The organism is Bradyrhizobium erythrophlei (genome assembly GCF_900129425.1).
Classification (GTDB): Bacteria; Pseudomonadota; Alphaproteobacteria; order Rhizobiales; family Xanthobacteraceae; genus Bradyrhizobium; species Bradyrhizobium erythrophlei_C.
This window is the reverse complement of sequence record NZ_LT670817.1, coordinates 6399155-6420202: the sequence shown is the minus strand read 5'-3', so window position 1 is coordinate 6420202 and position 21048 is coordinate 6399155. Positions and strand designations below refer to the sequence as shown.

General features: G+C 60.4%; 21 protein-coding genes. 8 read left to right on the top strand and 13 right to left on the bottom strand.

Annotated elements, in window-relative coordinates; translation table 11 throughout:
* Positions 1–137 precede the first annotated feature (137 nt).
* Complete coding sequence (locus B5527_RS30720) at positions 138–932, bottom strand: GntR family transcriptional regulator (RefSeq protein WP_154072619.1); 795 nt, start codon at positions 930–932, stop codon at positions 138–140.
* 297 nt (positions 933–1229) lie between these two features.
* On the opposite strand from B5527_RS30720, the gene B5527_RS30715 reads away from it, so the two are divergent.
* Entirely contained in the window at positions 1230–2084 is an 855-nt protein-coding gene (locus B5527_RS30715) for an N-formylglutamate amidohydrolase (protein WP_079604856.1), read from the top strand.
* Between the two features lie 647 nt (positions 2085–2731).
* Here the strand turns inward: B5527_RS30715 and B5527_RS30710 are convergent.
* On the bottom strand, positions 2732–3490 hold the full coding sequence (locus B5527_RS30710; RefSeq protein ID WP_079604855.1) for an SDR family NAD(P)-dependent oxidoreductase: 759 nt from the start codon (positions 3488–3490) through the stop codon (positions 2732–2734).
* Between the two features lie 43 nt (positions 3491–3533).
* Entirely contained in the window at positions 3534–4760 is a 1227-nt protein-coding gene (locus B5527_RS30705; protein ID WP_425305114.1) for an MFS transporter, read from the bottom strand.
* Here B5527_RS30705 and B5527_RS46735 point away from each other — a divergent pair.
* Positions 4726–4896, top strand: coding sequence for a hypothetical protein (locus B5527_RS46735; RefSeq protein ID WP_245332814.1), 171 nt, complete (start codon positions 4726–4728; stop codon positions 4894–4896). The two genes, B5527_RS30705 and B5527_RS46735, sit on opposite strands and share 35 nt — an antisense overlap.
* On the opposite strand, the gene B5527_RS30700 is transcribed toward B5527_RS46735, so the two are convergent.
* From B5527_RS30700 to B5527_RS30690, 3 genes are read right to left on the bottom strand one after another with little or no spacing between them, the layout of a single operon-like run.
* Entirely contained in the window at positions 4893–5723 is an 831-nt protein-coding gene (locus B5527_RS30700; protein ID WP_079604853.1) for a 3-keto-5-aminohexanoate cleavage protein, read from the bottom strand. The genes B5527_RS46735 and B5527_RS30700 overlap by 4 nt on opposite strands.
* Positions 5720–7174, bottom strand: a complete 1455-nt coding sequence (locus B5527_RS30695) for a pyruvate carboxylase subunit B (protein ID WP_079604852.1) — start codon at positions 7172–7174, stop codon at positions 5720–5722. Before B5527_RS30695 ends, B5527_RS30700 begins: the two co-directional genes overlap by 4 nt.
* Positions 7174–8523 (bottom strand): acetyl-CoA carboxylase biotin carboxylase subunit, encoded by a 1350-nt coding sequence (locus B5527_RS30690; protein WP_079604851.1) that lies wholly within the window; start codon positions 8521–8523, stop codon positions 7174–7176. The genes B5527_RS30695 and B5527_RS30690 overlap by 1 nt, the downstream gene beginning before the upstream one ends.
* A gap of 142 nt (positions 8524–8665) precedes the next feature.
* Between B5527_RS30690 and B5527_RS30685 the strand changes: the two genes are divergently transcribed.
* From B5527_RS30685 to B5527_RS30665, 5 genes are all read left to right on the top strand, one after another.
* Entirely contained in the window at positions 8666–9535 is an 870-nt protein-coding gene (locus B5527_RS30685; protein WP_079604850.1) for an IclR family transcriptional regulator, read from the top strand.
* Complete coding sequence (gene accB, locus B5527_RS30680) at positions 9535–10035, top strand: acetyl-CoA carboxylase biotin carboxyl carrier protein (RefSeq protein WP_079604849.1); 501 nt, start codon at positions 9535–9537, stop codon at positions 10033–10035. The genes B5527_RS30685 and accB overlap by 1 nt, the downstream gene beginning before the upstream one ends.
* A 104-nt stretch (positions 10036–10139) precedes the next feature.
* Positions 10140–11414 carry an ABC transporter substrate-binding protein gene (locus B5527_RS30675; RefSeq protein ID WP_079604848.1) on the top strand — a complete coding sequence of 425 codons (1275 nt, stop codon included), beginning with the start codon at positions 10140–10142 and terminating at the stop codon, positions 11412–11414.
* Positions 11392–12363 (top strand): ABC transporter permease, encoded by a 972-nt coding sequence (locus B5527_RS30670; protein ID WP_079604847.1) that lies wholly within the window; start codon positions 11392–11394, stop codon positions 12361–12363. The genes B5527_RS30675 and B5527_RS30670 overlap by 23 nt, the downstream gene beginning before the upstream one ends.
* A gap of 9 nt (positions 12364–12372) precedes the next feature.
* Complete coding sequence (locus tag B5527_RS30665) at positions 12373–13137, top strand: ABC transporter ATP-binding protein (RefSeq protein WP_079604846.1); 765 nt, start codon at positions 12373–12375, stop codon at positions 13135–13137.
* Between the two features lie 30 nt (positions 13138–13167).
* Here the strand turns inward: B5527_RS30665 and B5527_RS30660 are convergent, their stop codons facing one another.
* The 7 genes from B5527_RS30660 to B5527_RS30630 form a co-directional block, all read right to left on the bottom strand.
* Complete coding sequence (locus B5527_RS30660) at positions 13168–13932, bottom strand: SDR family NAD(P)-dependent oxidoreductase (RefSeq protein WP_079604845.1); 765 nt, start codon at positions 13930–13932, stop codon at positions 13168–13170.
* Positions 13933–13949: 17 nt separating this feature from the next.
* Positions 13950–15479, bottom strand: coding sequence for a tripartite tricarboxylate transporter permease (locus tag B5527_RS30655; RefSeq protein WP_079604844.1), 1530 nt, complete (start codon positions 15477–15479; stop codon positions 13950–13952).
* A 9-nt stretch (positions 15480–15488) separates the two neighbouring features.
* Positions 15489–16043 carry a tripartite tricarboxylate transporter TctB family protein gene (locus B5527_RS30650; RefSeq protein ID WP_079604843.1) on the bottom strand — a complete coding sequence of 185 codons (555 nt, stop codon included), beginning with the start codon at positions 16041–16043 and terminating at the stop codon, positions 15489–15491.
* Positions 16040–16978, bottom strand: coding sequence for a Bug family tripartite tricarboxylate transporter substrate binding protein (locus B5527_RS30645; RefSeq protein WP_276329359.1), 939 nt, complete (start codon positions 16976–16978; stop codon positions 16040–16042). The genes B5527_RS30650 and B5527_RS30645 overlap by 4 nt, the downstream gene beginning before the upstream one ends.
* Before the next feature lie 171 nt (positions 16979–17149).
* Positions 17150–17824, bottom strand: a complete 675-nt coding sequence (locus tag B5527_RS30640; RefSeq protein WP_172842717.1) for a Crp/Fnr family transcriptional regulator — start codon at positions 17822–17824, stop codon at positions 17150–17152.
* Complete coding sequence (locus B5527_RS30635; protein WP_079604840.1) at positions 17821–18822, bottom strand: quinone oxidoreductase family protein; 1002 nt, start codon at positions 18820–18822, stop codon at positions 17821–17823. Before B5527_RS30635 ends, B5527_RS30640 begins: the two co-directional genes overlap by 4 nt.
* Positions 18819–20021 carry an MFS transporter gene (locus tag B5527_RS30630; RefSeq protein WP_079604839.1) on the bottom strand — a complete coding sequence of 401 codons (1203 nt, stop codon included), beginning with the start codon at positions 20019–20021 and terminating at the stop codon, positions 18819–18821. The genes B5527_RS30635 and B5527_RS30630 overlap by 4 nt, the downstream gene beginning before the upstream one ends.
* Before the next feature lie 152 nt (positions 20022–20173).
* Here B5527_RS30630 and B5527_RS30625 point away from each other — a divergent pair, with 152 nt between their 5' ends.
* Positions 20174–21007 carry an IclR family transcriptional regulator gene (locus B5527_RS30625; protein WP_172842716.1) on the top strand — a complete coding sequence of 278 codons (834 nt, stop codon included), beginning with the start codon at positions 20174–20176 and terminating at the stop codon, positions 21005–21007.
* Positions 21008–21048 lie beyond the last annotated feature (41 nt).

Genomic DNA, 21048 nt, shown 5'->3' with positions numbered 1-21048 from the left:
CTCCATCTCGGCAACGTTGCGGAAGAAACGATTGAGGGCGGGGAAAGCGATTGCATCCGGTTTGACTGGATGCAGTCGGCTGATTGAAACAATGGCTGCTATTCAGACAAGTGCCTCGTCCACATGGGCCGCGCCTGCTACGGGATTAGTTTCGGTTCTCTCCCCTGGCTGGCGTTCAGGGCCGCCACAAGTCGTTTTCCCGTGCTGCGTATGTGTTCCCGGCACAATACCGCCATGCGTTCAGCGTCCGCATCTCTGAACGCTTCGAAAATCATCCGATGATCGCGATTAACCTGCTCCAGATTCCCGGCGATCAACCCGCCCAAACGGATGTATCGTTCGACCTTGTTTCGCAGACCAAGCATCACACTCGCCGTCACGGGTCGGCCGCTCACCCTGTGAATCAAGTCGTGGAATTCGCGGTTTACCAAAGAGAATGCAATCGCCTCGTCTGAACTCGAAATCTTTGATTGCTCCATCGTGTGGATCAGCTTTTCCATCACATTGACATCTTCCAGGGTGCGCCGTTGCGCCGCAAAATGGGCCGCGCGCTCTTCAAGCAGCATTCGAATATCGAAGATCTCTTCGACATCGTTCGGATCGAGTGGGGCGACGGCAAAGCCGCGACGTGGACGTGAGATAACCAGCCCTTCCGCATCAAGCAGCGTGAGCGCCTCCCGGACCGGCGGCCGGCCCACTCGAAACAGCTGACTTATCTCTTCTTGTCGCAAGAGCGTGCCGGCCGGAATTTCGCCGGAGATGATCGCCTCGCGAAGTCTTGCCGCGACGGACGCTGGAACGCCGCCACGCATGTCAATGTCGGCTTTTGTAACCGTAATCTCGATGTTCGGGGACCGGGTCATGAAATAGGTGCCACCTCTAGAAGATGCGCGGATGCTGTGGGGGAGCAGATCAACCGCAAATTCGAACAAAGGTCCTCGGGCTTCGGCCGGCAGGATTTTTGAAGTCAGAACACCAGCTTACCATGTGGCAATACCACGGTTTAGAGGCTCCCGTGGACAAAAGGACGGGCGGTCAAACCTGAACCATATCAAAAGGAAGACTGTCTTCAATTATTATTGCCTTTCCCTACCTGCGTTGTTAATGGGTTCCAGAGCCAACTGCGCTGGATAAGCAAGACTCCTTGCCGCGAAGCGGTGGCAGGCTCGCAGTATTGGGAGCGGCCCAGCGCATCTGGCGGTGCGTTCCGACGACAAAAGGCGGAAATTATGCACGTGCAGCCCGGGCTTTTTTACCGATACGATCCGACCATTCAGCCCCTGCCGATCGTCATCGACGTCTCGCGCAGCGGCCGCGAATATCCGCCGGATATGCGTTCGCAGGTTCCATTCACCGCGATCCATGACAATGTGTCGATGTATGTCGACGAGATCTGGGGCGATGCGCCGAGGTTTGGCGCGACGCTTCTGTATGCGTCATTCCCTCACATGTACATCGACGCCAACCGCCACGAACTGGACATTGACCCAGAGCTTGTCGAAGGCGAGTGGCCGGTGCCTTTGCAGCCTACCGTTTCCAAGCGGGGGCTCGGTTTGTTGAAGTCCAAATCGAGGTACGGAGAGCCGGTGCAAGAGCGAAAGCTCACCTACGCCGAAGTTGAGGACCGCCTCAATCGGTATCATCGGCCATATCACGCAGAGTTAAGATCCATCATTGATCGGCATAAATCGTCATTTGGATTCGTATACCATCTAACCTGTCACTGCATGTCAGCCGTAGGCGCACCAACGCATATCGACGCTGGCAAAGAGCGCGCCGATTTCTGCATCGGTGACCTGAACGGCGCCGGCGCGAGCCACGATTTCGTGGAACTCGTAGGGAAGCATATAAACTCGCTTGGCTACACATATTCGATAAACATGCCGTATGACGGGGGAGAGATCGTAAGGCGATACGGCAATCCGAAAGAGGGGGTCGACTCCATCATGGTCGAGATCAACAAGCGGCGCTTTATGGACGTCAAAACTTTCCTGAAAAATGAAGGCTTCGAAGACATCAAGGCGGCTGCAAACGCGATAGTGACCGCTCTTGCGAAATCGGCTCGTGAGCGTCTGCGCGGGTAAGAAGCGTCAATCCAGCAAGCCTCAGTCTGTCACTCGTTGCGTACGCAATCAGCTTAATTGGATCTTTCCGCAACCGCTTCGTCACACGGATGACGCCACGCGCCGAACGGACAAGGCCCGCCCAGCATCCGCGAATCGCGAATGCGCTACGATTTGCTCATTGTTTGGGCGAGACTTCCTGGCGCGAACTACGGAGGGCGCCGTAAAAAAGTTTCCGGCATCTTAGAGAAGAGCCGCGGCGCGCAAGGGCGTATATCAGAGGCTAACCTTCATCCCGGGTTTGTCGGTAGTCAGCCGGCAAAGCCCTGTGTCCGTCGAGTCCGCCCGAGCCAAGACCGTGCTGAAAACAGCAAGATCCGTCTCCGGCGCGCTAAATTATTCTCTTCAAAAGACTCACCAATGTTCGGCGTTCGGCATCCGTCAACGGAGCAAAATGCTCTTTTATGCTCGAATTACTGTACCGATACGCGCCAGAGGGAGACATCCTGAAAAAGATATTGGTCGACAATCCAGCGAAACTATTCGGTTTTCCTCATTTATAGCGCATGCTGTGCATCATGACAGGATGGCTCTCCGCTTAGTGTCCCCGGGCGTCCGAACCGACGGGCCTGTGAGGACGCAGGGCCGCCTCTCGCCAATAGGCATGTTCACGTGGTGAGGATGCCACCGTCCACCGGTATAGTTGCTCCGGTAATGAACCCCGCCCGTTCGGAAGCAAGAAATGCTGCAATGTCTGCGATGTCAGACAGCTGAGCCAGGCGGCCGAGCGGAATGCGCTCCAATATTCTGCGTTTTGCATCTTCGGTGAGTGCCGTGTGGGTCATCGCGGTGTCCACGACAGCGGGAGCAAGGGCGTTGGCTGTGATGCCAAATGGACCTAACTCGCGCGCCAATCCCATGGTGAGCGCGACTACACCGGCCTTGGTAGTGCCGTATAGGGTGTTGCCGACCGAGCCACCGCCGCGCATGGCCGATACCGATGCGATGTTGATAATGCGGCCATGGCGTTGCTGTTTCATGACCGGGATAGCGGCTTTCACGCAATAGATCACGCCGGCGAGGTTAACCTGTGCTATCCGCTGCCACTCCGTGGTCGGCAGATCGGCTACCAGACCGGTCGAGAGTACGCCGGCTGCGTTGACGAGAATATCGAGGCGGCTGTTTCTGGCGAGGGTTTCCGCGAAAGCCCTTTCCACAGCACTGGGATCGCCGACATCGACCGCAGTCGATTGGGCGATGACGCCGGTCGCGGTGAGTGACGACGCCGTCTCTTGCGCTGCGCTCTTGTCGCGATCCCAAATGTGAAGTTTGCAGCCTTCGGCCGCGAGCGCCCGGGCAATGCCTTGCCCGATACCGGAGCCGCCGCCAGTGACGACCGCGACGCGATCTTTGAGCTTGAGATCCATATGATCGCGCCGGTCCTTGTGATCGGTAAAAACGGTCGTTCAGTTACGCTGGCTTGCCTGCCCTGTTGTCGACAGCCATGTCACGATTGTTCGACTCCTTCATGGCATAGACCGATAGGGCGCTTATGACGCTCACCACCAGTACGTAAAGGCAAATCAGCCATGGTTTGTTGTCGCCAAGCGGCAACAGGGCCGTCGCGATGATCGGGGTCAGGCCGCTCGCGAAGATACCGGAGAATTGATAGACGAAGGACGTTCCGGTATAGCGCACGCGGGTATCGAACAGTTCCGAAAACAACGCGGCTTGTGGCCCGTAGACGGCGGGGTAAACGAAGGCGAACGGAATAGCGATCGCGATCCAGACCAGGATCGGTGATTGCGTTTGCATCAGCCAGAACGCCGGAAACGACAACACACCAATTCCAAGCGCGCCGAGGGCGTACAGGCGGCGTCGGCCGTACCGGTCTGACAGATTACCGTAGATCGGCAGCAGGACGATCATGATTGCCGACGAGATCATCACACCCGCCAGCGCTGTTTGCCGTGACAAGTGCAACGCGCCGGTCAGATAGCCGACAATAAACACGCCGAAGGTGTTGAAGGTTACGCCTTCGATGTAACGTGCTCCCAGTCCGAGAAGTGTGTTTTTACCGTGGGTTTTGAATAGATCCACCACCGGCACGGCCGCAATTTGATTCTCCTGCTGAATTCGATTGAAGGCGGGCGTCTCCATGACTTTAAGCCTGATATAGAGACCCACGGCCACCAGAACGGCACTGATCAGAAATGCAACGCGCCAGCCCCAGGCGAGAAAGTCGGCGTCCGGCAAGTAGGAGAGTACGTAGACGGCGCCGGCGCTCAGCAGCAATCCTGCCGGCACGCCAATCTGCGGCCAGCTTCCATAGAAGCCGCGCCGTCCGGCCGGCGAATGCTCGACCGCCATCAGGACCGCGCCGCCCCATTCCCCGCCGATGCCGATGCCCTGAAAGACACGAAGCAGAAGCAGCAGGATCGGTGCCCATATTCCGACGGAGGCGTAAGTTGGCAGCAGGCCGATCAGGAAGGTGGCCATGCCCATGATGACCAGTGTCAGGATCAGTACGGTCTTTCGGCCGATGCGGTCGCCATAGTGACCGAAAATGATTCCGCCGATCGGGCGAGAAATGAAACCGACAAAGAAAGTGGTGTAGGCGAGCAGGGTTCCGGCGACCGGATCAAAGTTAGGAAAAAACAGCTTGTTCAGCACCAGCGGCGTCACCACGCCGTACAGAAAGAAATCATACCATTCGATCGTGGTGCCGATCGCGCTGGCGAATGCCACGCTACCGGGCGAAATCGCCGCGCTTCGGGTCTCCATGTCTGCTTTCATTATCGTTGCCTCCCCCTGTTTGGCCCTCGGCGGCTAGGCTTCGGGCAGTTTTAATAGTTGCCGCGCTTCTGCCGGCGTGGCGGCCTGCCGTCCATAATGCCCGCAAAGCTCGGCGACGCGGGCGACGAGCTCGGCGTTACTGCGAGCGAGACGATCCTTGTCGAACTTGATGTTGTCCTCGAGTCCGGTGCGGACGTGGCCGCCGAGTTCGAGACACCAGCGGTTGACCTCGAGCTGCTGCCGTCCAATTCCGGCGGCCGACCATGTCGCGTCCGGCATCAGCTGGTTCAGTTCTGAGATCAAAAATTCCAGCAGCTTGCGGCGCGGGGGCAGCGCGTTCGGTATTCCCATCACGAACTGCACCTGGCACGGCCGTTTGAGGAGACCGCGGTCGGCGAGGTTGCGCGCATTGTAGAGCATGGCGACGTCGAACACCTCGATCTCCGGCTTGACGTCATATTCCAGCATCGACTTGGCGAGGTCCTCGACAAGCTGTGGTGGGTTCTCGTAGATCTGGGTGGCGAAATTCACCGAGCCGGTGGCAAGCGATGCCATCTCCGGCTTGAGATACAGCATCCGACCGCGCTCGTTTTGCGAGCGGCCGCGACCGCCCGTCGAGAACTGAACGATCATGCCGGGGCAATGCTTGACCACGCCTTCCTGCACCTGCGCGAACAGGTCCGGGTCCGAACTCGGGCTTTCATCGGGATTGCGCACGTGGATATGCGCGACCGTGGCGCCGGCTTCGAAAGCCTCGTGGGTGGATTCAATCTGCTCGACAGGTGTGACCGGCACGGCGGGCGTATCGACCTTGCGCGGAATGGCTCCGGTGATGGCAACAGTGATGATCGCGGCGGTTGTCATGCTAATGCTCGGGGGCGTTGGATGAAGTGGAACGAACGAATATCGCGTCGCAATGCCACTTCCTTAAGCAGCGTGGCGAGCGGGGTGGAAGCGAGCGGATAGCTGGTGTCGATCGGGCCGGCAGCCTTGAGCGCCTGGTATTCCCGGTCGGGATAGAACGCCGATAGCAACAAATCGTCATCTGAAACGAAGGGGCCACGTTCACGCCGAACTTTCCGGATTCCAGGCTCCAGCAGGTCGCCCGGCCGCGCGGAGGTAGGCTCGGCGCCGTTGGCAATGCGATCGAAAAGATCGGGATCAATCGGTCCGGCGATTTCGCCATAGTAGCCAAGCACGTATTTTCGGACCTCGTCCGGGACGGTGGCATATCGCTCCTTGCCCATGACGTTCAGCACGGCCTGCGTCATGACAAATTGTGCGAATGGACTGACGATGATGGGATAGCCGAGGTCGCAACGCACCCGCGCGGCCTCCTCGAGCACCTCGGGCAGGCGATGACCGATCCCAAGAGGCGTCAATTGAGACTTCAGATTGGAAATCATGCCTCCGGGCATCTGGTGCTCGTAGTGAAACGCGTCGTATTCGACGATATCTCCAAGCGGTTTGTCCTCGCGCTTGGCGATGTAGCGGAGGCGCTCGGCGACTTCCTCGACCGGCGCCAGGTCGACCGGAACCTCAAAGCCGTTGCGACGCAGGTTCCGCGTCAACCATTCGGTCGAGGGATGGGAGGCGCCGTTGGCGAGCGCCGACGTCGCGGTGTGGACCACATCGATCCCCCATTCGGCGGCGTGACAAGCGGTGTAGGGCGCCAACCCCGTAAGACAATGGGAATGAAGATGCAGCGGCAGCGTGCCGCAGGCGGCTTTGATCGCAGGCACGAGTGTTTTCGCACGCTCGGGCGTCAGCAATCCGCTTGCGTCCTTCAGGTAGACGGCGTCAACGCCGAGGGCGACCATCTCGCGCGTCTTGCGGGCGTAATACTCGTCGGTATGGACGGGACTAATGGTGTAGACCACGCCGCCGGCTGTGTAGAGGCCGACTTTCTTGGCCGCGCGCACCGGGACCTGCATGTTGCGCATATCGTTGAGCGCGTCGTACGGCGTGTGATAGCGCATGCCGTTGGCGAAGATGCGCTCGGCCGTCAGTTCGACGATATCGTCGGGGAAGAACTCGAACGTGAACAGGCTCTGGCCGCGCGTCATGACAATGAGCGGGGTTTGCTTTACCCACCCGCTGAGGATGCGCATCCGTTCCCACGGATCCTCGCGAAGATAGCGTACGCAGACGTCGAACACTGCCCCGCCAACCAGGTCGATGGCCTCAAACCCGGCGCGGTCCAGCCGGGGCGCGACGTCGGCCATCATCGCGGTGGTCATGCGCGTCGCCCATAGGCATTGCGGCGCGTCACGCAGAGTCACATCGACGAGCTGAACGGTCTTCTTGTTTGCCATCAGGTGATCACCATCCGAAAGTCTCTTTCAATCCACCGGGTATGGATCTCCGCGCGATCGAATTCCGTTTGTTGCAGCAGGTGCGCGTGGAACGGGACGGTGGTGGCAACGCCGGAAACTTGAAAGCGCGCCAGTGCGGACCTGGCGGTTTCGATGCATGATGCCCGATCGGAGCCGCTGACGATCAGTTTTGCGAGCATGGAATCGTAATAAGGCGGCACCGCGTAATTCTCGTATGCGTGGCTGTCGACGCGGACCTCGCGTCCTGTCGGCGGGCGCCAACGTTTCAGTGTCCCGGGCGACGGCTGGAAATCTCGTGAAGCGTCTTCGGCGTTGATACGGAACTCAATGGCCGAGCGTCCGTTGGCAAAGCTTGAGCCGAACGACAGCCTTTCGCCCGCGGCGACGCGAAACTGTTCCGTTACAAGGTCGGTGCCCGTAACCATTTCGGTCACGGGATGCTCGACCTGGATGCGGGTATTCATTTCGATAAAAAAGAATTTTCCGCTCGACGGATCGTAGATGAATTCGACCGTGCCGGCGTTGACATATTTGAGCGTTCTGACCAGCGCCACCGCCGCCTCGGCCATTTGGCGGCGGGTAGCGTCGTCGAGCGCGGGAGAGGGCGCTTCCTCGACCAGCTTCTGGTGTCGGCGCTGCACGCTGCAATCACGTTCACCGAGGTGAACATAATTGCCGTGTCTGTCGCCGAATACCTGGATCTCGATGTGGCGAACCTGGGGGAAGAATCTCTCGAGATAAACTTCGGCATTGCCGAACGCCGCCAACGCCTCGGCCGAGGCTTGCTCGAACTGGGCGACGAACTCTTCGGCGCGTTCGACGACCCGCATGCCGCGGCCGCCGCCGCCCGCGCTTGCCTTCAGCAGCAGCGGAAAGCCGATGTCGGCGCTGGCCGCCTTGGCCGGCTCCGCCGATGTGTAGCCGTGCTCGGAGCCGGGGACGACGGGAATGCCGGCCGCCGCCGCGGCCTGGCGTGCCGCGACCTTATCGCCCATGCTTGCGATGGCGTCGCTGTCGGGTCCGATGAAGGTAAGACCTGCTTGCTTGCTGCGCTCGGCGAAGGCGTGGTTCTCGGCGAGAAAGCCATAGCCGGGATAGATGGCGTCGCATTTCAGCGCGACCGCGGTTTCGATCAATGCCCCCGCGTTCAGATAACTCGATTTCGGCGGAGGCGGACCGATGCAGACGGCGTGATCGGCGCTCCAGCGATGCGGCGAATTGGCGTCGGCCGAACTGTAAACGGCGACGCTTTCCAGACCGAGGTGACGGCAGACGCGGATCGCCCGCAGGGCGATTTCACCGCGATTGGCGACCAAAACCCGGCGCACGAGCTAATTCCGCTTCTCGACGGGGGCGAACTTCCGCAAAGCGCGTCTCCCTACTAATTTACCATTTTTCTTCCTCAGGAATTAGACTGGCATCGTTTTGTTTCATATTGCAAGACTTTTTGTTCCGGTTTCTAATACACCTATGCAACGTCCTCTCGATCCCGATCAGGTCCTCCAAAGTCGCTTCAAGCGCCGCGCCAACGATCGTTCCGCGACGCCCGTTTCGGAAGGAGCCGGCAAAGCGTTCCCGACCGTCAAGGCGGTAGCCATTCTTGAGGTGATGGCGACGGCCGGGCGACCGCTCGGAATTTCGGAGTTTGGCGCCTTGCTCGGGCTTCCGAAGCCTACCGCCCACCGCATCGTGCGCATGCTGGAAGGCGAAGGCTTGCTGCAACGTGAGCCCGGCAGCAGTCGCTATGTGCCAGGGGCGCGATTGGAGAGGCTCGGACTTGATATCGTTGCGGCCTCGATGTCGCGGGCGCCGCGGCATGCAATACTGCAAGCGTTGTCCCAGCAAATCGGCGAGACCTGCAATTTCGGCGTGATGGCCGGCAGCCACGTTGTCTATCTCGACCGCGTTGAGTCGGCCTGGCCGTTGGGGCTCCGGTTCGAACGGGGGTCGCATGTCCCGCTTCATTGCACGTCGATGGGTAAACTGTTCCTCAGCCTGTTGCCCGCGCACAAGCGCGCGCTGATGCTTCGGTCGATCCCGCTTTATCGCTACACCGAACGCACCATCACCGACGTCGATCGTCTGCAAGATGAACTGGAAAGGATCCGAGCAGCGGGAGTCTCGACCGATGACCAGGAGTTTCTGACCGGCGTGGTATGCGTCGCGGTTCCGGTCCTCGGTCCGAAAAAACAGCCGGTCGCGGCGCTGGCGGTTTCTGCGCCCCTTGCGCGCATGTCGCTGCAACAGGGTGTCGCGCACATTCCGCTGCTGCGGGCCGCCGCCAACAGTCTGACTGCGACCGTCGAGCAGGGTGCAAATTTTAGGGAGGAGGAGCGTTAGTGAGTCTGAGATACGAGGAAGTCGCTGAGATCCTGAAAATCATCGACAGCAGTTCGTGTGATGAATTCATTGTCGAAACAGGCGATATCAAACTGGTCGTGCGTCGAAACGCTTCCCCCGGCTACGTCGCGCCGGGGGCCGAGCGAACCGAGTCCGCACCGGCAATTGCGGCTCCGCCACGCCCGCGCGCCGATGCGGCGGCCAAGCCCGGGACAACGGCTGCGCAACAAGCGGCGACCGCGCGAACGGCAACGGCAAGTCAGATCGAGGTGACGGCGCCCATGGTCGGCACCTTCTATCGCGCGCCGAGCCCCGATGCGCCGCCTTTTGTCGAGATCGGCACGGTCGTGCAGCCGGGCCAGCCGCTTTGTATCATCGAAGTCATGAAATTGTTCACGACCATAAATTCCGAGTACGCCGGCCGCGTGGTGCAGATCGGCGCCGAGGTTGGAGATTTGGTGGAATATGGACGCACGCTGTTTGTCATCGAGCCGGTCTAGGAGATGATGGAAGCCAATCTGCTTTCGACGCCTGCAGCTTGAGACCTCATTGAGATTGCGGAATTTATCCGCCAACAAAAAATGAAATTGGTCTGGAGGAAAACATGCAAAAGCTATCAGGAGCGCGTTACGGAATATTGGCAGGAGTCGCTTTAGCTGTGCTTTGGTCCGGCGTGGTCCCTGCAGCGGCGCAGAGTTTCAACGACTGGGGTTGGCCGCAGCCCTACGAAAAGGTTTCCGAGAAGTCGATCGCCTGGCTGAAGCAGAAAGGCTGGTGGCCGCTCGCGGTGGGATGGCAGGGCCCATTCTCCGGTCAGAACACCGTCAATGTGGTGATGGACAAGGCCGGATTGCTGGAGAAGCGCGGCCTGGAATCCAAATTCCAGGTTTTCGCCGCTGGTCCGGATGTCAACGAGGCCGTAGCCGCCGCCCGCATTCAGGTCGGCAATGGCGGGAACTTCCCGTTCACTTCTCTGCTCGACCGCGGCATACCGGTGCGCGCCATCGCTGTCGTCGCGCCAAACCTGAAGCATTCGACGGTGGTGCCGCTCGATTCGCCGGTCAAGACGCTCGCCGACCTCAAGGGCAGCAATCCGCCCGCGACGATCGGCATTGTGACGGGCTCTTCGGCCGAATTCTACTTTACGCAAGCCGCCGAAGTGGTTGGCTTGCAGATTGGCAAGGACGTCATCCTGAAGAATATGCCCCCCGGCGAGCAATTGCTGATGGTGAAGGGGATCGGCGCAGTGGTGCCCTGGGAGCCGTCGGTGACCATCATCACCGACGACCGCAAGACGGGCCGCGAAGTCGATACGATTTTCCCGTATAACCTTTATGAGGGAATGTTCTATGTACGGCAGGAACTGATCGACAACGTGCCTGATGTCGTTCAGGCGATCAGCGATGCCTTCATGGAAGCGACCTTGTGGATCCGGCTCAATCCGGACAAAGCTGCCGACTTCCTCGCCGCCGAGCCCATGCTGAAGGCGTATGGAAAGCCGCTGCTGCTGCAGCAAACTCAACTCTACAATAATTTGTACAAACCGACCTCCAGCTATCCCTTCGCAAAGATGTGGGGCGAGGAAAACGCCCGTATTGCAAAATGGTTGAAAGACCGCAACCGTCTTACCAGGGTGCTGACCGCAAAGGACTACGAGGATTCTTTCGACGCCAGTTTTATGGAAAAGACCTATCAAAAACTCGGCTGGGCGTTACCAGCGCAGGCACCGTTCATTCCAAAGGGCTGGTCGGGAAAAATCGGCGAGCTTCCATATCCCGCCTACGCCAATGCCGCCACGCTGAAGGATCCGCAGCCGTGGCCGGAAAAGGGCGATCTAACCAAGGCTTGGTCCTTTAATGGCAAGACCTTCCAGCCCTGATGGCGATGCCGCGGTGGCCAAGCCTCCAGCCAATCATGATGGCGCGGAGGCGGTCGGGTTCGGCGTGAGCGATGCAATGCGGCGCACCGACCCAATAAACGCGGTAGACCCCACGCCGGCTGAAGCAACGCTGAGAGCGACGCCGGCGCCCGGCAGCTGGTGGTGGCGGCGATTGCTCAGAATGCTGTTTGCGCTTCCGAACTTTATCACCCTGTTCGTTCTGCTGATCGCCTGGCAATTCGCTTCAAAGATCTGGCTGCCGCGGATCGATCCGCAAATGGCGGTGCTGATGCCGGCACCAAGCACTATTGCGGTGACCGCGGCCGGGATGATTGCCTCCGGCGAGCTCTTTCATCACCTGATGGCCAGCCTCAAGCGGGAGGCGGTGGCGTTTCTGTTTGCCTCCACCGCTATTCCGCTCGGCATCATGATGGGCTGGTGGCGCGTGGTGTATGATCAGGTCAATCCAATCATGGAGATCCTGCGTCCGATTCCGCCGCTGGCATGGATACCTCTGAGTATCCTGTGGTTCGGCATCGGTGATCAGCAGAACGAATTCATCATCTTTCTCGGAATCTTCTTCCCGATCCTGGTCAATACCATCGTCGGCGTTAAGAACATCGACCCGATCCTGGTCCGCGCGGCGCGCAGCCTGGGTGCGTCCGAACGTAGATTGCTGACGCGCATCGTGTTCATCGGTGCGCTGCCACAAATCATCACCGGGGTTCGGATCGGCCTCGGCGTCGGCTGGATGGCGCTGGTCGCCGCCGAACTGGTTGGCGCAAACTCTGGTCTGGGCTTCGTGATCAACGATGCCCGCAGCATGCTTCGAACCGACATTATTATCGTCGGGATGCTGGCGATCGGCCTCATCGGATTATTGATCGATGCCGTGATCCTTGCGCTGGGCCGCCGGCTGCTCCCCTGGTCCCTGGCGCTGCGCAAATAGGATTTTTCAATGGGTCGGCTGGCAGTATGCGGGGTATCGAAAATCTACGGGGACCATCACGCCCCGGATAGCGTGATCGCGCTTTGCGACGTGACGTTCGAGGTGCCCGACAACCAGTTTTGCAGCATCCTGGGTCACAGCGGTTGCGGCAAGACCACGCTGCTCAACATCGCCGCCGGTTTCGAGCGCGCCACCACCGGCGCCGTGACGGTGGATGGCGCGGCGATCAATCTGCCGGGATGGCGGAACACGATGATCTTCCAGGAGTACGCTTTATTCCCGTGGATGAGCGTGTTCCATAACATCGCCTTCGGCCTGGAGATGAAAGGAGTGTCGCGCAAACAGCGCGAGGACATCACCCAGCATTATATCGGGCTGGTCGGTCTCGAGGGTTTCGAGGCCAAGCTTCCTCATCAGCTCTCCGGCGGCATGCGCCAGCGCGTGGCGATCGCCCGGGCGCTCGCCGTACAGCCGAACCTGCTCTTGATGGACGAGCCTTTCGCCGCCCTTGATGCGCAAAATCGCGCCTTCATGCAGGACGAACTGGTCAGGATCTGGCAGCGCGAGCCGAAGACCGTGCTGCTCGTCACCCACAGCATCGACGAAGCCATCAAGTTATCGGACTGCATCGCCGTGATGACGAGCCGTCCGGGACGCGTGAAGGAATTTGTCAGGGTTGATTTGCCGAGACCACGCGACGAGGATGACGTCTCGTATATCGAACTCAAGCGCCGATTGCGTCAGCTGATTCGCGACGATTTTGTGAGCCGCTAGGTCCAGCGTCGAACCTGGAAGCTCGCTTCACTAAGCGAGTTCGCCGGCCCGCGCCTTGGTCGAGACCCAGCCGCCATCTACCTTTAACTCGGCGCCCGTGATGTAGCTTGATGCGTCAAGCGCAAGAAACAGCGCCGCATTCGCGATGTCCTCTGGTGTTCCCCATCGTCCGACCGGCGTTTCCTTGCCCCAGTCATGGTCAGCATCCGCCGCTTGCGATGCATTCATCGGCGAATTGATTGACCCAGGTGCGATCGCGTTCACCGTGATGCCGGTACCGCCAAGGTCGATTGCCAACGCCCGCGTCATACCCAATAGCCCTGATTTCGCCGAAACGTAGGCGACGCGGTTGGGCCGTCCGACGAAACTGGCGATTGAAGCAGTGTTGATGATACGGCCGCTCCCGCCGCGGATCATGAACGGCGTGACCGCACGGGCGCAAAAAAACGGCCCCGTCAGATTGGTCGCAATCATGATGTTCCAGTCCGCGTCGGTATGTTCGAGAAACGGCTTGGTGATACGGACGCCGACATTGTTGACGAGAATATCGATGCGGCCGAAGCGCCGGTCGACTTCTTGCGCCATTTGATTGACCGAGGCGGAGTCCGTCACGTCCGCGCGGAGGCAGACCGCTTCACCCTCCGCTCCGATCTCGGCAGCAGCGTCCTTGCCTTTGCGTTCGTCGATATCCACCAGAACAACCCGCGCGCCTTCTTGCACGTAGGCAGCCGCGATGGCTTTGCCGATCCCGCTGGCGCCGCCCGTCACGACGGCAACTTTATTACGCAACCGCATGATATTCTCCGCTTGCTTTAAAGGTCAGGATATTGGATCGCCGCCACCATCGCGCGGCGACGCGCGAGCAGGCTGCGCACGATGGGATAGGACAGCGAGACAATGGATAAAGCCATCAGGCCGCCGGCGATCGGCTGCGTAAAGAACACCGTCCAGTCGCGATGATAGGTGATCATGCTGCGCATGTAGGAATCCTCGGCCAGCGGACCGAGGATCGAGCCCAGCACCATGGGCGAGACCGGGAGGCGATAGCGTTCGAACAAGGCCGCCAGCGTGCCGAAGATGACGATCATCCACATATCAGAGATGGTGTTGCGGTCGGCGAACGCTCCGACCAGGCAGAACATGATGACGATCGCGGCCAGCACGCCCTGGGGGATGGTCAGCACCTTCACCACGACATGGATCCAGGCAAAACCCATCAGGCACATGCCGACAACGGCAACGAACATCGATGCCATGATGGTATAGACGACCAGCGTCGACTCCGGATTGCTGAACAGGAACGGGCCCGGCTGCACGCCGTGCAGCAGGAACGCCGCGAGAATGACCGCCGTCGCCCCGCTGCCGGGAATACCCAGCGTCAGAAGGGGGACAATGTGCCCGGCGACCGATGCCGTCGATGCAATTTGCGGCGCGACGATCCCTTCCGGAATTCCGGTTCCGATCTTGTCGCCGCGGCGCCCATACTGCTTCTCGATCGCATAGGACACGAAGGACGTGATGGTGGCGCCGGCACCCGGTACCACGCCGAGAATCGTGCCCAGAACCGTGCTGCGAACGAATGTCGCGCGCAATTGCCACAACTCCTGAAATGACGGGAAACGGGTCTTGGTGCTGGCGCGGTCGGGCGGCACTTCGACGTGCAGGCTTTGCCCGAGCTTGATCAGGATCTCGCCAAAACCATACATGCCGACCAGAACCATCACATAGGGGACGCCGTTGGTCAGAATCGGTGAGTCGAAGGTAAAGCGCTCGATCCCATAGGTGCTGTCGGTGCCGATGGTCGCGACCAGAAGTCCGAGGAACAGGCTGATCAACGCGTTGGGAATCGACGTGCCGGCCAGTGCGACGACGGTGGTGAGACCGAAGAACACTGCGGCGAAATATTCGGGCGCGCCGAATTTGAGGGCGAATTCGCTGAGCGGCGTTGCCAACGTCGTCATCACCGCGGTCGAGACCAGCCCGCCGGTGAGTGCTGCGACCAGCGCCCAGCCGAGGGCCTTGGAGGCCTCGCCGCGCTGGGTCATCGCATAGCCGTCCCACAGCAGCGGCACGTCCATCGGTTCGCCGGGAATGCGGTAAAGAATAGCGGTGAAACAGCCGGCATAGGTTCCCGACATGTAGATCGCCGTCAGCAGGATGATCGACGGCTCAAGCGCCATGCCGTAGGTAAACGGAAGCGCAAGAACCACGCCCATCACCAGGCCGAGACCGGGCATGATCGATACGGCCATGCCGATCAGGAGGCCGATGAACATCATCAGGAGGTCCAGCGGCTTGAAGACCTCGCCAAATCCGGCCAGCAGCAATTGCAGCGTATGCATCCAGCCCTCTCAGTGAACGCCGAGAAGGCGCATCAGGCTCGTCGACAGCCATTCAAATGGACCGATGCCGAGCGGCAGTGCGACGAAAATCACCCGCATGAACACCAGCATGAACAGCAACGTCGTCACGGTGCTGATGGCGAGCGCGGCCCAGAAGTGACGAAACCGGCCGATCCAGATCAAGGCCATCATGAAAACCAGCGTATCGACAAAAAATCCGACGATCTCGAACAGCGCCAGATAGATCAGCGACGCCGCCACGCAGGCGAACACGATCCGCATATCGGCGGGCTCGCGTTCGAACGGGGACTCGGTGACCGGTGCGACGCTTGGCGCGGACTGAGCGCTGCTGGCGGTCAGAAGCCGGCGAATGCCTTCGAACGCCGACGTCGCCATGATCATGTAGAGGACGAGCTTCGGCCAACTGTCCGGGCCGATCTGGTCGGCCGACGCTACGAACTCAAAATGCTCCGCGCGGTACAGCAGGAAGGCCGCCACGCCAAAAACCAGCGCATAGGGAACCACGCGTTCAGCTCCCGTGGCGGCGCCACGGACATCGCTCATGGCTGCTTGGCCTTGGATGACGCGCTGAGCGCACTGGCCTCTTCAAGCCATTTATTCATGTAGGGGATGGCGTCACCAGCCGCGACGAAACTCTGCGGTTCGCCGAGCTGTTGCTTGAGGTAGGCGGTAAATTCCGGATCCGTGCCGACTTTCTTGATGGCTTCGGTCAGAACCTTGACTTGAGCCGGGCTGGTTCCGGCTTTTGCGACGATCACCCTGAACTGCGGCAGCTTCACATCGTAGCCAAGTTTCTTTGAGTAGGGAATGTCAGGATACGCCTCGAAAGGCTTGTCGCTGAAGAATAGAACAGGACGTATCTGCTTGCCGTCGAGAAAACTTCTGATATCGCCGGCCTGCTCGTATACTAGGTCGCTCTGCCCACCGATCACCGAAGAGTAGCGAAGGCCCGGCTCGGCGAAGGGCACGGATTCCAGCTTCAATCCCTTACTACGGAAATAATTTACGGTGAAGTCGTCGGGGCTGCCGAAGCCGGTGACTGCAACCCGCAAAGGCTTCTCGCGCGCCGCCGCCTCGACGTCGGCCCAGGTCTTCCACGGGCTATCCATCTTGACGAAGAAGCCGGAAGGCTGCTGGATCATGACACCCAGCGGCACAAGCTGGTCCAGCTTGAACCGCGCATTTGCCGCCGCAAACAGTGCGAACGTATCACCGGTCATGACTTCGATCGTGTATCCATCGGCGGGCCCGGTCACGAGCTTGGTCAAACCGGTCTGGCCGGTCGCTCCCGCCACGTTGATGACCGGGAACGATACCTTCAGTTGCTGCTCCATCAACTTGCCGGCGATGCGCGCGAGCTGGTCGGCGCCGCCACCGGGACCCCAGGGAACGATGAAGGTGATGGGACGCGTTGGATAGGCATCTTCCGCGGCAACGCCTGATACCGCAGCCGATCCTAACAGCAGGCAACCTGCCACGATGAGAGCATGACGCACTTCGAAACCTCCCTTTATGCCCGTCCCATTGGGGTGCAATTTCTCTGCTTCTCGGGCGGACGACGCCCGTGTCATTTTTACTACTGTATCGAAGCCATCAAGTCTGTCAGCTAGCTGACAACTTCGGCAGCACCGATCGCCGGCAGAGGCGCATCATACTACCAAAAGTCGCGCCAGGCGGCCCGTATCCTTGACCATGATGCTGCGGCCGCATTTTTCAATCAGGCCATCCTGAAGAAAACGGTTCAGGGCCGACGTCACCGTCGGCCGCCGCGCGCCGACCATGTTCGAAAGGTCCTCGTGGGTAAGCGAGATCGATGGTGTGGCCTCCGTGATGGGGTCGTGCTGGCCTAGCGCCAGCAATACCCGCGCCAGCCGTTGATCGACGCTGGCTGCCTGTAAATCCGCAAGACGCGAATGCAGATCCGAGAGCCGATCGAGCAGCATTCGCATCACGCGAAGCGAAAGCGCGGAGTCTTCCAGCAGAATCGCCTGCATTTCCGATCGCGTCAGTTCCACGACGGTGACCGTTTCAAGCGCGGTCGCGGTGGCGTCGCGCATCGGCGGCGCCGCCAGCGCCGTAAGACCCATCAGACTGCCCGGCAGATGGATGCGAAGGATGGTCTTCTGTCCGGAAGAGCCGATCAGGCAAACCTTGACGCGGCCTTCGAGCAGCAGAAAAACGTTCGCGCCGCCGTCGCCCTGGTGGAACAGGCATCCGCCGCGCTCGAATTTCTTCTCGACGCCACGCTCCGTCAGCTTGCGCATGTTTTCAGCCGTCAGCGTCGAGCTTAAATCCTGGTCCGTTCCAATGGCGTATTCTCTCATCCAAATTGACCTTCGGTACGCAAAAGAAGCTTGCCGCGTGACTGGCCGGCTTCCAGGTAGACATGTGCGTCGCATGCCTCCGCCAGCGGAAATTCGCGGTCGATGGCAACATGCAGGCCGCCGCTCGCGAGCAGACGGAACAGGTCATTCGACCGGCCGCGAATCTCTTCGGCGTCGCTCATATAGTCGGCCAGATGCGGCCGGGTGAAGAAAACGGAGCCTGCTTCGGCCAGCTCGATCGGTTCGATCGACGGGACGACGCCGGAGCTGGCTCCGAACAGAATGCACATGCCGCGCTTTTTCAGACTGCGAATGCTGCCGTGGATCGTATCGCGGCCGACCGAATCGTAGACCACATCGACGCCGCGTCCATCGGTATGACGCATGACCTCCTCGCGAAAATCGGTCTGCCGATACAGGATCGTTTCGTCGGCGCCGCACGTCCTGGCGATCGACGCCTTGTCCTCATTGCCAACCGTCGTAAGCACGCGGGCGCCGCGCGCCCTTGCAAGCTGGATCAGCAACTGTCCGACACCGCCCGCGCCGGCATGGATCAGGCAGGTATGCCCGGGGGCGAGCGGAAAGGCGGAATGGCTGAGATAATGCGCAGTCGAGCCCTGCAGCATGAGGGCCGCGGCGACGGGGAGTGGCACGGCGAGGGGAATCGGAACCGCTTTCCACGCCGGAACATTGATGGCTTCGGCATAGCTGCCGCGGACAAGACAGAATCCGACGCGGTCGCCGATCGCGTGTCCGGTCACCCCATCGCCGAGCGCCGTCACCGTACCTGCTCCCTCCATCCCGATCGTCATCGGCAGCGGGGTCTTGTAGGTGTGGGATCGCGCATAGGTTCCGTTGCGCATGTAGATGTCCATGAAATTGACGCCGGCATAGGCGAGATGCACCGTCACTTCACCGGCGGCGGGCCGCGGTTCGGCGGCGTCGGTCAACCGGCAGACTTCGGGACCGCCAAATGCCTCAATGCTGATCGCTCTCATATGACGGCTTTCGTGGCTGGGCTGGATTCAACGACGCTGTAGTCCCTCAACAGCAGCAACGGGACCGGCAGCAGCGCAAACAATCCGAGCAGCAGGAACGCAAGGGTGACGGTTCCGCTGATCGATGTGACCAGACTGAACAAGGCCGGTCCGATCAGCGCACCCGTATAGATGAAAAACATGATGCCGGCGGTCGCTTCGCCGACGTGACCGATTGGGGCGAAATGGGCGGCCTCGGAGAGCGCCAGGCCGTTCCAGCTTGAGCCCGAGGCGCCGAACAGAAACGCGATTGCATAGACGACAACACCCGGCCACGTTGGCGCCAAAAAGGCGCAGGCGACCGTCGCGGACGCCATCATCGCGCCAAGCGCTGCCAGCACGAAACGCGGCGGTAGGTGATCCGCGACCCATCCCCATCCGAGCCGTGAGGCCACGCTGACGGCCAACGCGATCGAGAGCGCCGAACCGGCCTCGACCGGCGACCATCGCATCCGTTCCACCAGAACGGCCGCGAACACCGCGGTGAAATTGAATTGCGTCGCGGCGAAGCAAACAGCCATGATTCCCAGCGGTCGCAAAGTCGAACTCACCGAAATCAGACGCAGCGCCGCGACGGCTCCGGTCCTGCCGACCGGTGCGTGGTCGTCTTGATGATCCAGCGCGCGGCGCCAGCCGCCGATCAGGAGGGCGCCGAACAGGCAGACGGCTGCGACCGCCAGCGCCGCACCAAGCCAGCCGATCCGCGTCATCAGAAAGGGAACGGCGAATCCCGCGAGCGCGCCACCCAATGGCACAGCGGTTTGCTTCAGCGAAAACACCCGCGCCCGTGTGCCGGATGATGTGTAGCGCGTCAGCAGCGAGGAACTCGCGGGATTGGCGGGGCCGTAGGCGAGTCCGAGCAGCAATGCACTGATGATGAATCCGGTCAGCGTTTCAGCCGACAGAACCACCAGCCCCGCCACCGCCACCAGCAACATGATTTGATGGACGCGGATGGCGCCGTAGCGCCGCACCCATTGCGGCGTTGCAAGCGAGGCAAGGGCCGCGGCCAGAAAGGTCAGCGATGCGTAGTATCCAACCAGATGCGGCTCGAGGCCAAGGCTCGGCGCAACGGCGGCCGCCGTCAGCGGCACGACCAGCGACGCCGTGACGATCATCGCCTGCACGCCCAACGTGGCAGTAATCGCCTTGGCCAGCATGGACGCGCGACGCTCCGTTAGAAATCAGCTCCCGGCCCCGACGCTAGCCGATTTCCGACCTGAGGCAATTGTTTTTCGAGATATTTCGTCTCGGTTTCTATTATGCTATGGTATTGGTGCGATGCCGCCGATCAGCAAAAGGGTTTTCCGCCTTGAGGCCTGGTTCGAAAACAGAAACCAAGGCGCGCCGGCCGGGCGCCGGCTCGATCGTGCCGGTAGAACCGATTTATTCCGGCGCGGCCGGCTCGTCAGCCCTGCAAAAGGGCTTTTCGCTGCTTGAACATCTGATCGCAGCGGACCGCGCCTTGACCCTCGCCGAGTTGGTTGTCCAGATGGACATGCCAAAGGCGACCGTGCATCGGCTGCTCATCAATCTGGAAGCCGCGGAGCTTTTGAAGCGGGACCTGACCGGCAAGCGCTACGTGCCCGGCGACCGCCTGGCGCGCTTTTCGCTGCGGGCGGTGGTTTTTTCGGCACGAATGTCTCCGGTACGGGCTATTCTCGAGCGCCTCGTCGCCGAGATCGGCGAATCGATCAATCTTGGCGTGCTCGACGGCAGCTCGGTCGCCTATGTCCAACGCGTCGAATGCAATTGGCCCTTGCGCACGCATTTGAGTGCCGGTTCGCGCGTGCCTCTTCATTGCACCGCAACGGGAAAATTGTTTCTGGCGTTGATGCCGACGGCGCGGCGAACCGCGTTGCTCGACGAGATCGAACTCAAGGCCTATTCGCCCAATACCATCACCAGCCGAAAACGTCTCGACGAAGAGCTGGCGCGGATTCGTGACGAGCGCATGGCCGTCAACAATGAGGAATTCATGGTGGGCGCGACAGGGTTGAGTGTTCCATTGATCGGCATCGATGGCGAGATGATCGCCGGCCTCGCCTTGCATGCACCCGTCGCGCGACTAAGCGTCAATGACGTCCGCGCACACGCACCGACGCTTCGCCGCGCTGCTGAAAAGCTTGCGCGTACATTGCTTTAACAGCAATCGCCTGCGTTTGCCGCACCCTGCGCGGAACGCAG